Source organism: Blattabacterium cuenoti STAT, from assembly GCF_003573915.1.
In the GTDB taxonomy this organism is placed as follows: Bacteria; Bacteroidota; Bacteroidia; order Flavobacteriales; family Blattabacteriaceae; genus Blattabacterium; species Blattabacterium cuenoti_A.
Genome location: NZ_AP014608.1, coordinates 595,245 through 608,923, shown reverse-complemented (window position 1 = coordinate 608,923; position 13,679 = coordinate 595,245). Strand labels below are relative to the sequence as shown.

The window sequence follows — 13,679 nt, the reverse complement described above, 5'->3', positions numbered from 1 at the left end:
GTAACAAAAAAATTATTTAATTATGTCTATAAAAATAGGAATTAATGGAATTGGAAGAATAGGAAAGATAGTTTTATTATCTGCTTTAAATAGAAATAATATTCAAGTAATATCTATAAATGATCTAGTATCTATAGAATATTTGGCTTACATGTTAAAATATGATTCAGTTCATGGTTCTTTTAAAGGAAATATTCGTATTGAAAATACAAATTATCTCGTATTGAATGAAAAACGGATAAAAGTTACTAATGAAAAAGATCCTAAAAAACTCAATTGGGGGATTTTGAATGTGGAATATGTTATAGAGTCCACTGGACTTTTTTTAACAAAAGATTTGGCTAATGCTCATTTAAAATCAGGTGCTAAAAAAGTAATCATATCAGCTCCTCCTAAAGATGATATTCCTATGTTTGTTATGGGAGTAAATCATAAAAACATGAGAAAAAATCAAAATATTGTATCTAATGCTTCCTGCACTACTAATTGTCTTTCTCCGATTGTTAAAGTATTAAATGATAATTTTGGAATATATGAAGGATTGATGACAACAATACATGCTTCTACTGCAACTCAAAAAGTTGTTGATTCTGTTTCTATTAGAGATTGGAGAGGAGGTAGGTCTTCATTAGGGAATATAATACCATCATCAACAGGTGCGGCTAATGCAGTAGGTAAAATTATTCCTAGTTTAAATGGAAAACTAACAGGAATGGCTTTTAGAGTCCCTATTGCAGATGTTTCTGTTTTGGATTTTACAGTAAATTTAAAAACTAGCACAAATTTTAATAAAGTTAAATTTCTAATGAAACAGGCTTCTCAAACTACATTAAAAGGAATATTAGGATATACAGAAGATCCTGTTGTTTCATCTGATTTTATAGGGGATAAAAGAATTTCTATTTTTGATGCTAATTCTAGTATTATGTTAAATTCCAACTTTTTAAAAATTGTGTCTTGGTACGACAATGAAGTTGGTTATTCTATAAAATTATTAGATCTTATTGAGTATATGCATTCTTTATCATCATAAAATTTGATCCATAAATTTTATTTATGGAATCTTTCTTAAAAAAAAAAATTGTTTTTTATTCTTATCAATTTGGAAAATAAAATTTTTTATTCCATTACTTATCATTAAAAATGGAGCTTTAATAGTTTTATTATATATAGAAATTTGATCAAAAGTTTTTTGTGTAATAGAAATTTTTGGAGTTTTGCATTCTATAAGAATATGTGGTTTCTTTTGAACTTGAACAAGTATATCTATTCGTTTATTTAATTTATTTATTTTAAAAGGATATTCAACCCATATGTTTGAATTTTTATAATTTTTTATCTTTTTTAATAAAAAAATTATATATTGACGGATTACCTCTTCTTGAGTAAAAAGATAAAATTTTTTTCTGATTACACAAAATATATGAATTCTATTTTTTATTTTTTTTAAATGCAAATGTTTATCTATAAAAAAATTTATATCACGCATAATTTATTAATCAAATGATAAAATATTTGTATTAAATCATTTTTTTTAGAAAAAATAAATATTTTTATGTTTTTAAAAAAAAAAATACAAGATTGTGTAATTATCGGATCTGGACCTTCTGGTTATTCTGCTGCTATATATGCAGCAAGAGCTGATATGAATCCTATTCTTTTTACAGGATTTCAACCAGGAGGACAATTGACCACTACAACTGTTGTTGATAATTATCTGGGTTTTTCAGAAGGAATTAAGGGAGTCGATTTTATGAAAAATTGTAAAGATCAAGCAAAACGGTTTAATACAGAAATAATTAATCATTCTGTGAATCATGTAATTTTATCCAATAAAATAAGAGGAAATCATCGTATTTTTTTTTCTACAGAAAAATGTATAGAAAGTAAAGGTTTGATTATAGCTACAGGTTCTCGTCCAAAATTTTTGGGGATTCATAAAGAAAAAAAATTTCTAGGATTAGGAATTTCTTTTTGCGCTACTTGCGATGGTTTTTTTCATAAAGAAAAAAATGTAGCAGTGATAGGAGGGGGTGACACCGCTTTAGAAGAAGCAATCTTTTTATCAAAATTTTGTAAAAAAGTTTATTTAATAGTTAGAAAAGATCACTTAAAAGCATCTAAAATTTTGCAAAAAATTTTTTTAAAAAAAAATAATATTGATACATTATTTTGTTCTAAAATTACTGAAATTATTGGAGATAACTTTTTGGAAGGAATTAATATTTTTAATCATAAAACAAAAACTAATAAAATTGTTTTAATTAGTGGTTTATTTATTGCTATCGGTCATATTCCTAATACAGAAATTTTTAGAAATGAATTAGATTTAGATGAAAAAGGGTATGTTATTGTACAAAAAGGAAGAACTATAACCAGTAAACCTGGTGTATTTGCTGCAGGTGATGTGCAAGATCCTATTTATCGTCAAGCTATTACTTCTGCGGGAACAGGATGTATGGCTGCATTAGATTTAGAAAAATATTTATATATGTAGAGATATGAAAAAATGTAATTATTTTTTTGAATTTTTAATTTCTCATGCAAAAGTTTATGGTTTCATTTTTCCTTCTAGTGAAATTTATGGAGGATTAAATGCAATTTATGATTATGGACCACATGGAGTAGAATTAAAAAACAATATCAAAGAATTTTGGTGGAAGTCTATGACTCAACTTCATGAAAATATAGTAGGAATAGATTCTTCTATTCTTATGCATTCTGATATTTGGCGGGCATCCGGTCATATTGATAAATTTAATGAATTATTGATTGATCATAAAGATTCCAAAAAAAGATATCGTCCTGAAATTTTGATTCAAAAATATGTAGAAAAAAATTTTTTAAATGATCCAAAAAAAAAAGAAGAAATATTATCTCGTTTATCTCAATCTTTAAAGAAAAAAAATTTACTAGATATAAAAGTTTTGATTGATGAATTGTGTATTTGTGATCCCATTTTTAAAACAAAAAATTGGACAGAAATTAGAAATTTCAATATGATGTTCAAAATTATAGAAAAAGATTTATTTCTTCGTCCTGAAACAGCTCAAGGCATATTTTCAAATTTTCATAATATTGTAAAATCTAATAGAATGAAAATTCCATTTGGAATTGCACAAATAGGAAAATCATTTAGAAATGAAATTATTGCAAGAAAATTTATATTTAGAATGCGGGAATTTGAACAAATGGAAATGCAGTTTTTTATTCTTCCAAAAGAGGAAATAAAATGGTATAACTATTGGAAAAAAAGCCGATTAAAATGGCATTTAGATTTAAATTTAGTAAATAAAAAATATTATCGATTATGCGATCATGATCATTTAGCTCATTACGCAAGTTTTGGGTCAGATATAGAATTTCATTTTCCTTTTGGATTTCAAGAAATAGAAGGAATTCATTCTCGTAGAGATTTTGATTTAAAAAATCATGAATTTTTTTCTAAGAAAAAATTTAGAATTTTTGAGTTGGAAAAAAATTATATTCCTTATGTTATAGAAACTTCTTTAGGATTAGATCGTCTTTTTTTAGCTATATTTTCTTCTTCTTTAAAAGAAGAAGAATTAAAAAATGGAAAAAAACGTATAGTATTAAAACTTCCCTATTGTTTATCTCCAATTAAAGCCGCTATATTTCCATTAGTTAAAAAAAACGGATTACCAGAAATAGCAAAAAAAATATTTCATGATATAAAAATTCATCATAGATTAGTTTATGACGAAAAAGAATCTATTGGAAAGTTATATAGAAGACAAGATGCAATAGGAACTCCATTTTGTTTTACTGTAGATTACGATACTATCAAAACAGATACAGTAACTATGAGAAATAGAGATAATATGAAACAAAAAAGAATTCACATAAAAGAAATACCGAAAATTTTAGAAAAAAAAACTGGATTTAAAAAAATTTTGAAAAAATTATTTTATTCTACGTGATTTTGTTTTCTTCTTATTTCAGCTTTTAATTTTTGTTTCAAAAATAATTCAATTTTTTTCATTGAATTATTAATAATTTTATCAGTTAGTGTTTCTTTTTGACTTTCAAAAAAGAAACTTGCTGTATAAGATTTTTTTGATTTTGGTAAATTTTTTCCTTCATATAAATCATATATTTTAATTTTTTTAATAAAATGATTTTCTTTTTTTTTAATTAATTGATTAATTTTTTCGAATGAAATTGTTTTATCTACTAATAAAGATAAATCTCTTCTTGAGGTAGGATACTTTGAAAATGGAATATAAATTATTTTTTTTTCTTGAATAATAGATACTAAATATTTCCAATCAATTTCTGCATAAAATATTTCACTTTGCTTTAGAACATAGTTTTGAATTTTTCCTAGTTCGACTAAATTTTTTTTATTATATAATATAGAAATTCCATTTTCTAATAATGGATGTTTAGAAAGTATTTGAGTATAATTTAATATTCCACTTTTTTGAAAAATTTGTTCAATAATTCCTTTTAAATAAAAAAAAGGATAATTTTTATATTCTATTTTTTCTTTTTGATAAATTGCTATTCCAAGATATGTTTTTTCTAAAAATTTATTATTTTTTTTATAATATATGTTTCCTAATTCAAAAAATTTTATATTAGATTTAATCCTATTTTTGTTGAAATTATATTTTATGCAATCTATTATGCTGAATAATAAACTAGAACGCATAATTTGATAATTTTTGTTCACAGGATTAAGGATTTTAATTTCTTGTCTATTAAAAGATAAATTTAGTAAAGAAGAAGATTTTCCTTCATTTTTTCTCATCGTAGATGAAATAATTTCTTGAAAACCAAAACAAACTAATTGTTCAAAAAGTATTTTTTGTATTTCATGTTCTGTTTTAAAAAAACTTTTGGGAGATACCGAAATTTTTATTCGGTTATATATTGGAATTTTATGGATTCCATAAATTCGAAATATTTCTTCGATTACATCTATTTCTCTTTGAATATCTGTTCTATAAGAAGGAGCACTAATTAATAAAAAATTATCATTTTCAGAATGAATCATCATTTCTAACAATGATAGAATTTCTTTGATTTTTTTTTTCGAAATCTTTTTTCCTATAATATTTATAACTTTATTATAACGAAGTTTTATTTTTGAAATAGAAATAGGGTTAGGATAATAATCAATTATATCAGAAAAAATTATTTTATTTTTTATAATTTTTTTGATGAGAAAAGCGCTTCTTTGCAAAGCGTATATAGTCTGATTAGGATTTGTTTCTTTTTCAAAAAGATGTAGTGTTTCTATTTTTAGAGAATGTTTTTTTCTAAGGTTCCGGATTATAATGGGATTAAAACAAGCAGTTCCAATAAAAATAGTTTTAGTTTTAATGTGTATATTTGATTCAAAATGGTTTATTATTCCAGCTATAGATAATGGTTTAATCTTATCATAAATAACTAAATCTTCTTTATCTAGTTTTCTTATAATTTTATCTGGAGATTGAAATCTTGTATTTTCTTCCGCATTTTTTATTATAATTTTTTTATCCTCTATTTTATCCATATCAAATATATGCATAGGTTGTCCTAATTCATACATAACAAAATGTATAATATCTATTATATTATTAATAGATTTAATCCCTATAGATTTTAATCTAGAAATTAACCAATATGGAGATGGTTCTATTTTGATTTTAGAAATCAATATTCCGGAATATCTTATACAGGTTTCACGTTTTTTTACAAAAATTGAAACATGAGATTTTTTTTGGAAAAAAAATTCTTTATTTATTACTGCTGGTTTTATTAAATGAACTTTATATCCACGAAATTTTAAGACTGCGTATAAATCACGTGCAATTCCATAATGACTCATAGCATCTGTACGATTAGGCGTAATTTCTACATCTAAAATAAAATCTTGGTTCTCATTACTAATTTCTTTTACTGTTATTCCGATATCAGTTAATATATTGGATATCTCGTTTTCGTTTATTTCAACAGGAAATAAAACATATTTTTTAATCCAATTCAATGATATTTTCATATTTTTATGATAGACATAATTAATATCAAAATTGATTCTTCTTTTTTTTTCTTATATATAGGTCTTATAATTCCCATTTTTTGATATAATTCAAAATAAATAAAATCTTCATTTAAAGAAGATAAAATTTCAATTAAAAATTTAGAGTTAAAACCTATTTTTATATTTTTCAGATCATTTAAAAGAACTTTACATTTTATTTCTGAAATAGAATTATGAATATCAGTTGTATTTTCGTCATAAATTTTTAATTTTTTATAATTAAAAAAATGAAAATTAATAAAATTCTTTTTCTTTTTAGAAAAAATAGATATTCTTTTAATAGTATTTAATAATAAAAATTTATTAATAACAAAAGATACATGACATTGATTATTATTAGGAATTACAGAACGATAGTCTGGATATTTTTTATTTATTAGTTGACATGAAAAAATGTAATTTTTAAAATAAAAAATTATATTTTCTTTTTCAGAATATTCAATAATAATATTATTTTTTTTTTCGTTTTTTAAAATTTCACGAATTATAGTAAGATATTTTCTTGATATGGTAAATTGTATCTCTTGATTTGTTTTAAAGTTTTTTATAGTATACTTAATAAGTCTATAAGTATCTGTTGCTATGAAATTTGCTTCATGAGTAAAAAATTGAAAAAAAACTCCATTTAATACGGGTTTTAATTCTTCATCTTCAGTAGTAGAAAAAAATAAAGTTTTATTTAATATTTTTAAAAATAACTTGGAAAACAAAGAAATTTTATGAACAAGAGAAGATTTATATAATCTATCATCATAATGATTTGAATCATAATAAGTAGGAATTTTATAAACTCCTTGTTTAGAATAAATATTAAGTGTATATTTCTCCTTTTTTAAAAAAAGTTTTTCATTTGAAAATGTAGTTAAAATATCTATCATAAATTTGATAGATAGAGTTACTTTTTCTTTTGTATATTTCAGGATATTGATTTTCAAATATGTATGAATTATATTTTTTGAATCTAACCCCCATATAATTTTTAATTGATTTTTTTTCGATACTTCAAAAGTAATTAAATTCGATAATTTATTAATATTTATAATTTTATATAAAGTATATAATTTTTTTAATAGAAAAGAACTCAAAACAGAAAAAATCATATTCTGTAGTGTTGTTTTAATAAAAACAATTCATTTCTTTTTGTAATAGCGTGAGGGGGATTTGAACCCCCGACCTCTGGGTTATGAATCCAACGCTCTAACCAAATACTGAGCTATCACGCCATTTTATTAATAATCGATAAAGTTAGTATATTTTTGTTTATTAATAAATAATATTATGACTGTTGATTTAAGTAATTTTAGAAAAAATTATGAAAAAAATTCATTATTGGAATTTGATGTTCCAGAAAAACCTTTTCTATTGTTTGATGAATGGTTTCAACAGGAAAAAAAACTTCAAAAAGATAACGAAGAAATTAACGCAATGTCTCTTTCTACTATAGGAGAAGATGGCTGTCCAGAAACTAGAGTTGTTTTATTAAAAGAATATTCAGAAAACGGATTTATTTTTTATACAAATTATTTTAGTTCAAAGGGAAAATCTATTCAAAATATACCAAAAGTATGTATTTCTTTTTATTGGAAAAAAATGGAAAGACAAATTATTATTAAAGGAATAACATCAAAAGTTCAAAAAAAAAAATCGGATGAATATTTTCATAAAAGACCTAGAGAAAACCAAATTGGAAGTTGGGCTTCTAGACAAAGTATGATTCTTCCATCTAAAAAATATTTATTTAAACAATACAATAAATGGAAAGATTTTTTTGATAAAAAAATAATAAAACGTCCTTTTGATTGGGGGGGGTATATTGTAAAACCATATAAAATGGAATTTTGGCAAGGACAGCCTAATAGACTTCATGATAGATTAATTTATATTTTAAAAAAAGAAAAAAAATGGATTTTATATAGATTTTATCCGTAAAAAATAACTAAATAATAGTAAAAAAAAAGATAAAGTTTAATTCTATCAAACTTTAATCTTTTTTTTAGAATAAAATTAGAAATCTATAATTTCGTTAATTCCGCCCCTATTTTAAATTTAGCTACTTTTTTTCCTGGAATATGTATTTTTTTTCCTGTTCTAGGATTAACTCCATTTCTGGGATGTCTTTTTACTACAGAAAAGGTCCCGAATCCTACAAGAGTGACCTTATTTCCTTTTTTTAAAGATTCAATTATTGTTTCAATAAATGCATCTGTAACATTTTTAGCTTTTATTTTTGTTATTCCAGTTTTTTCAGCTATTGAATTGACCAATTCTGTTTTGTTCATGAATGATGAATTTAATTTTATTTAACTATGAAATAATCTTAATTAATTTTTTATTTAAGAACTAAAGCAGAAACAAATATAGATAAATAACTAAAATTTTATCGAACAAAAAGGTTTTTTCTGATTTTCAATCCATTAATTAAGTTTTTAACATTCATTCTTTTTTTTCCTTCTATTTGTCCTTCTATAAGAGAGATAAAACCTTCTTTAACGGATATTTTCATTTCATGTGATGAAATCAATATCCTACCAATTGGTAAAGTATGAGTTTTCCGTATTTTTTTAACAAGAAAAATTTTAAATCTAAAAAATTTTTTATTATTGAAAAATAAAAACGTCCATGCTGTAGGATAAGGACTTAATCCTCTTATTTTATTATATATAGAATCTATATAAGGATTTTCCCACTGTATTCTACAGTTTTTTGTCTTTATTTTAGGTGCATATTTTAATAAAGAAAAATTAATATTTTTTTGAGAAATAGGAGTGATTTTTTTTTTTATAATCTTTTCTAAAGTTTGAATAACTATAGATCCACTAATCTTTTTTAATTTTAATTCTAATTCTCCTGCAGTTTCTTTCTTTTTTATTTGAATTTTTTTTTGTAAAAGAATTTTTCCAGAATCTATTTTTTCTTCTATAAAGAAAGTAGTCAATCCCGTTTTATTTTCCCCATTAATAATAACCCAATTAATAGGAGCGGCTCCTTTATATTGGGGTAAAAGAGAAGCATGTAAATTAAAAGATCCCATTTTAGGAAAATTCCAGATTTCTTTTGGTAAAATTCGAAAAGATACAACAATTTGTATATCGGCATTCCATATTTTTAGATGTTCTAAAAAAGAAGAATTTAAAAGGTTTACAGGTTGTAAATAAGGTATATTATTTTTTAATGCATATCTTTTTACAGGAGTAAACGCTTTCTGATTTTTTAAAAAACGATTATCAGGACTTGTAATTATTCCTACAATGTTATACCGTTTGGTATATAATTCGTTTAATGAATAAAGAGAAAAATGGGTTGAACCTATAAATACTATTTTTGGAAACTTTTTCATGTAATTTATTTGTAATTTAATTTCACTAATTTTATCTTGTGATTTTTATGAAAAAGTTCATTGATTTTTGAAAATCAAATATATAAAAATAAAATATCATTTTTTTTGATTTTTTAATAATTAAAATATCAATATATGTATTGGACTTTAGAATTAGCTTCTCATTTAGAAGATGCACCTTGGCCTGCTACAAAAGAAGAATTAATTGATTTTGCTATTCGTACTGGAGCTCCTTTAGAAGTAGTGGAAAATCTTCAGCAATTAGAAAATGGAGATGGAGAAATTTTTGAATCTATAGAAGACATATGGGCAGATTATCCACGTGATGACGAAGATTTTTATTGGAATAGAGATGAATATGAACTTTAAATGTTTTATTTTTTTTGTTTTGTTATTAAATAAATATATAATTTATATTTTTTATAATGAGTTTTATTAGAAAAATTTTAAATAAATTATTAGTCAATAAAAATGATAGAGACCTGAAAGAGGTTAAAAAGTTGTTGGTTAAAATTAAAAAAGAAGAAAATAAAATATTTTTATTATCTGATGATGAATTAAGAAATAAAACTCAATATTTTAAAAATCTGATACAAAAGTCTACAAAAAAACTTTATGAAGAAGAAAAAAAATTACTGATTGAAATACAAGAAAAATTTTTTCCTATTCTTATTTTAGAAAAAATATATTCAAATATAGAAAATCTTAAAGAAGAATGTTATAAAATTGAGAAAAAAATATTAATAGAGATTTTACCTCAAGCATTCGCTGTTATTAAAGAAACAGCTAAACGATTCAAAGAAAAAAAACAACTTATCGTAACATCTACTTCTTTTGATAAAGAATTATCAAAAATAAAATCTTATGTTCATTTGGAAGGAAATCAAGCATTTTGGAAAAATGAATGGAATGCACATGGAAAAAGAATAATTTGGGATATGGTTCATTATGATGTTCAACTTATGGGAGGTATAGTTTTACATCAAGGAAAAATTGCTGAGATGGCTACGGGAGAAGGGAAGACTTTTGTAGCAACTTTATCTGCTTATTTAAATGCACTTTCTGGAAAAGGAGTACATATTGTTACAGTAAATAATTATTTATCTAAAAGAGATACAAATTGGATGGCTCCTTTAATGGAATTTCATGGATTAAAAGTTGATTGTATTGATAATTATACGTCTTCTGACGTATATATGCGTAAAAAAGCTTATCAAGCAGATATTACTTATGGAACAAATAATGAATTTGGGTTTGATTATTTACGAGATAATATGGCTTGTTATAAAGAAGAACTGGTTCAAAGAGAATTAAATTATGCTATTATAGATGAAATCGATTCAGTTTTAATAGATGAAGCACGTACTCCTTTGATCATATCGGGACCTGTTGATTCTAAAAGAGATAATAAAGAAGAATTTGAATTATTTAAAAAAAAAGTAAAAATTCTAGTCGATCAACAAAACGTGATAGTTAAAGATTTCTTAAATAAAGCAAAGAGTTTAATCAAAAATGGAGAAAAAAAATTAGGTGGATTCAAATTATTTCAAGCATATCGTGGTTTACCTAAAAAAAAATCTTTAATAAAATTTTTAAGTGAAGATAATATTCGTTTGATTTTACAAAAAATAGAAAGTCAATATTTGCAAGATCATGGAAGAGAAATATATAAAGTAGATAAAGACCTTTATTTTGTTATTGATGAAAAAAATAATACTGTAGAATTAACAGATAAAGGAATTGAATTTTTATCGAAAAATGTGGAAGATATAGGTTTTTTTGTTTTACCAGATGTGAATCTGGAACTTTCTGAAGTAGAAAAAAAAAATTTTTCAAAAGAAAAAGAGACAGAAGAAAAGGAAAAACTTTTAAAAAATTTTTCTCTAAAATCACAAAGAATTCATACTATCAATCAATTACTTAAAGCCTTTACTTTATTTGAAAAAGATGTGGATTATATTGTTTTAGGAGGAAAAGTAAAAATAGTAGATGAACAGACTGGTCGTATAATGGAAGGAAGACGTTATTCTGATGGGTTGCATCAAGCTATAGAAGCAAAAGAAAATGTTAAAATAGAATCCTCCAGTCAAACTCTTGCTACAATAACTTTACAAAATTATTTTAGAATGTATAGAAAAATATCTGGAATGACAGGAACAGCGGAGACAGAATCTGGAGAATTTTGGCATATTTATAAATTGGATGTAGTAGTAATTCCCACACATAAGAAAATACAAAGAAAAGATTTTCAAGATCTTGTTTTTAAAACTCAACGGGAAAAATATAATGCTGTTATAGAAAAAATTATTTTTTTATCTAAAAATGAAAAACGTCCTGTTCTTGTTGGAACAACATCTGTTGAAATTTCAGAATTTTTGAGTAGAGCTTTGAAATTTATGAAAATTTCACATAATGTTTTAAACGCAAAATTACATGAAAAAGAAGCAGAAACCATAGCAAAGGCTGGATTTCCTGGTTCTGTTACTATAGCAACTAATATGGCAGGTCGTGGAACTGATATTAAATTATCAAAAGAAGTTATTAAAAATAAAGGATTATTCGTTTTAGGTACGGAAAGACATGATTCTAGAAGAGTAGATAACCAATTAAGAGGAAGATCAGGTCGTCAAGGAGATCCAGGTAGTTCTCAATTTTATGTGTCTTTAGAAGATAATTTAATTCGTTTATTTATTGATTCGGAAAGACTTTCTAAATTAATGGACAGATTTGGACACAAAGAAGGAGATATAATACAACATCCTTTGTTGACAAAATCTATTGAAAAAGCACAAAAAAAAATAGAGGAAAATAACTTCAGTATACGAAAACGTTTGTTAGACTATGATGATGTTATTAATCAACAAAGAGAGTTTATTTACAAAAAACGAAAAAATGCATTATGTGAAAATAAATTAAGTTTAGATATTTCTAACATGATTTATGTTTTACTAGATATTATGATGACTGTAAATCAGTCTATCCATGATTTTAAAAATTTGGAGTTTGAATTTTTCCAAACTTTTGGTATTGAATTTCCAATACCAGAAGATGAATTTCTATCTTATAAAGAACGTGATTGTGTAAATAAACTTCATGATATAATCATTGATTTTTATGAAAAAAAGAAGGTAAAAATGATTGATTATGATATAAAACCTATTATATCTAATATTGTAAATAAAAATTATGAATTTTATCAAATACGGGTTGTTTTAACAGATGGATCCCAAAATATAGTTTCTATATCAGGTTTAAAAGAATTTTATAAAACAAAAGGAAAGTCTTTATTATCTATGTTTGAAAAAAAGACTATATTATGTTTCATGGATGAAAAATGGAAAGAACATTTACGTGAAATGGATAGTTTGCGTTTTTCTGTACAAAATGCTGTTTTTGAACAAAAAGATCCTCTTATTGTTTATAAACAAAATGCTTTTAATTTATTTCAAGAAAGAGTTTATGGTATAAACAAAAGAATTATTTCTTTTTTTCTTAAAGCAAAAATTATAACAGGAGATATTTTTTGTTTTCCAAAAAATAATTTAAAAAAAAATCTTTTTATGAAAGAAAAAAAATTAGGAAGAAACAATAGAATTAATATTCGTCATTTAACTACGGGAGAAATTAAAAATATTAAATTCAAACATATAGATCTTTTTTTAAAAAAAGGAGAATGGATTATAGAGGATAATTCTTTTTAGAATGTGTTAATTAGAAATAAAACGTATATTTTTTCTTATCATTTCATTTATTGTATTCTGTTATCTTGGAATAAGTTTTTGGTCAAAAAGAAAAAGTTATGATTCTATTAATTATATTCCATATAATACATTTGGTGTAGTTTTAGGAACTTCTAAATATTTGTATGGAGGAGGAATTAACGCTTATTTTAAATACAGAATAGACGCGGCTTTTTTTCTTTTTCGTCATAATAAAATACGTTATATTATTGTAAGTGGAGATAATAGAGAAAAAAACTACAATGAACCAAAAATGATGAAAAAGGAATTAATTAAAAAAGGAATTCCTTCTCATTTTATATATGAAGATTTTTATGGAATTAGTACATTGCATTCTATTGCAAGAGCTCATAAAATTTTTCACCAAAAAAAGTTTACAATTATATCTCAAAAGTTTCATAATGAAAGAGCAATTTTTATTGGAAATTGTTTGGGCTTGGATGTCATTGGATTTAATGCTAAAAACCTTACTTTTGACAGTAAAATACAATTCAGAGAAGTTTTTGCAAGGATTAAAGCCTTATGGGATATTCTTTGTTTTTTATATTGA

At 23.7% G+C, this 13,679-nt stretch carries 12 protein-coding genes and 1 tRNA gene; 7 read left to right on the top strand and 6 right to left on the bottom strand.

The window, feature by feature from the left end; all coding sequences use genetic code 11:
* The first annotated feature begins 19 nt into the window (after positions 1-19).
* A complete protein-coding gene (gap, locus tag STAT_RS02945) occupies positions 20-1,033 on the top strand; it encodes a type I glyceraldehyde-3-phosphate dehydrogenase (protein WP_119305783.1) in 1,014 nt (337 codons plus the stop codon).
* A gap of 21 nt (positions 1,034-1,054) precedes the next feature.
* Here gap and STAT_RS02940 read toward each other — a convergent pair whose 3' ends face one another.
* Positions 1,055-1,489, bottom strand: a complete 435-nt coding sequence (locus STAT_RS02940) for a type I restriction enzyme HsdR N-terminal domain-containing protein (protein WP_119305782.1) — start codon at positions 1,487-1,489, stop codon at positions 1,055-1,057.
* 66 nt (positions 1,490-1,555) lie between these two features.
* Between STAT_RS02940 and trxB the strand changes: the two genes are divergently transcribed.
* Both trxB and STAT_RS02930 read left to right on the top strand, forming a co-directional pair.
* On the top strand, positions 1,556-2,497 hold the full coding sequence (gene trxB, locus STAT_RS02935; protein ID WP_119305781.1) for a thioredoxin-disulfide reductase: 942 nt from the start codon (positions 1,556-1,558) through the stop codon (positions 2,495-2,497).
* A 4-nt stretch (positions 2,498-2,501) separates the two neighbouring features.
* The gene (locus tag STAT_RS02930) at positions 2,502-3,941 is read left to right on the top strand and encodes a glycine--tRNA ligase (protein ID WP_119305780.1); all 1,440 of its coding nucleotides are present in this window, start codon (positions 2,502-2,504) and stop codon (positions 3,939-3,941) included.
* Here STAT_RS02930 and pheT read toward each other — a convergent pair.
* From pheT to STAT_RS02915, 3 genes are all read right to left on the bottom strand, one after another.
* Positions 3,929-6,010: a phenylalanine--tRNA ligase subunit beta gene (gene pheT / locus STAT_RS02925; protein WP_119305779.1), complete on the bottom strand. Its 2,082-nt coding sequence runs from the start codon at positions 6,008-6,010 to the stop codon at positions 3,929-3,931. The two genes, STAT_RS02930 and pheT, sit on opposite strands and share 13 nt — an antisense overlap.
* Positions 6,007-7,152: a DNA polymerase III subunit beta gene (locus STAT_RS02920; RefSeq protein WP_119305778.1), complete on the bottom strand. Its 1,146-nt coding sequence runs from the start codon at positions 7,150-7,152 to the stop codon at positions 6,007-6,009. Before STAT_RS02920 ends, pheT begins: the two co-directional genes overlap by 4 nt.
* 46 nt (positions 7,153-7,198) lie before the next feature.
* Positions 7,199-7,275, bottom strand: a tRNA-Met gene (locus STAT_RS02915).
* Between the two features lie 55 nt (positions 7,276-7,330).
* On the opposite strand from STAT_RS02915, the gene pdxH reads away from it, so the two are divergent.
* Complete coding sequence (gene pdxH / locus STAT_RS02910; RefSeq protein WP_119305777.1) at positions 7,331-7,981, top strand: pyridoxamine 5'-phosphate oxidase; 651 nt, start codon at positions 7,331-7,333, stop codon at positions 7,979-7,981.
* A gap of 83 nt (positions 7,982-8,064) precedes the next feature.
* On the opposite strand, the gene STAT_RS02905 is transcribed toward pdxH, so the two are convergent.
* On the bottom strand, positions 8,065-8,331 hold the full coding sequence (locus STAT_RS02905; RefSeq protein WP_119305776.1) for an HU family DNA-binding protein: 267 nt from the start codon (positions 8,329-8,331) through the stop codon (positions 8,065-8,067).
* A 98-nt stretch (positions 8,332-8,429) separates the two neighbouring features.
* Positions 8,430-9,389, bottom strand: coding sequence for a methionyl-tRNA formyltransferase (gene fmt, locus STAT_RS02900; RefSeq protein ID WP_119305775.1), 960 nt, complete (start codon positions 9,387-9,389; stop codon positions 8,430-8,432).
* A 135-nt stretch (positions 9,390-9,524) separates the two neighbouring features.
* On the opposite strand from fmt, the gene STAT_RS02895 reads away from it, so the two are divergent.
* From STAT_RS02895 to STAT_RS02885, 3 genes are all read left to right on the top strand, one after another.
* Positions 9,525-9,758, top strand: a complete 234-nt coding sequence (locus tag STAT_RS02895) for a DUF2795 domain-containing protein (protein ID WP_119305774.1) — start codon at positions 9,525-9,527, stop codon at positions 9,756-9,758.
* 56 nt (positions 9,759-9,814) lie between these two features.
* The gene (gene secA, locus STAT_RS02890) at positions 9,815-13,090 is read left to right on the top strand and encodes a preprotein translocase subunit SecA (protein WP_119305773.1); all 3,276 of its coding nucleotides are present in this window, start codon (positions 9,815-9,817) and stop codon (positions 13,088-13,090) included.
* Positions 13,091-13,250: 160 nt separating this feature from the next.
* On the top strand, positions 13,251-13,679 hold the full coding sequence (locus tag STAT_RS02885) for a SanA/YdcF family protein (protein WP_244273556.1): 429 nt from the start codon (positions 13,251-13,253) through the stop codon (positions 13,677-13,679).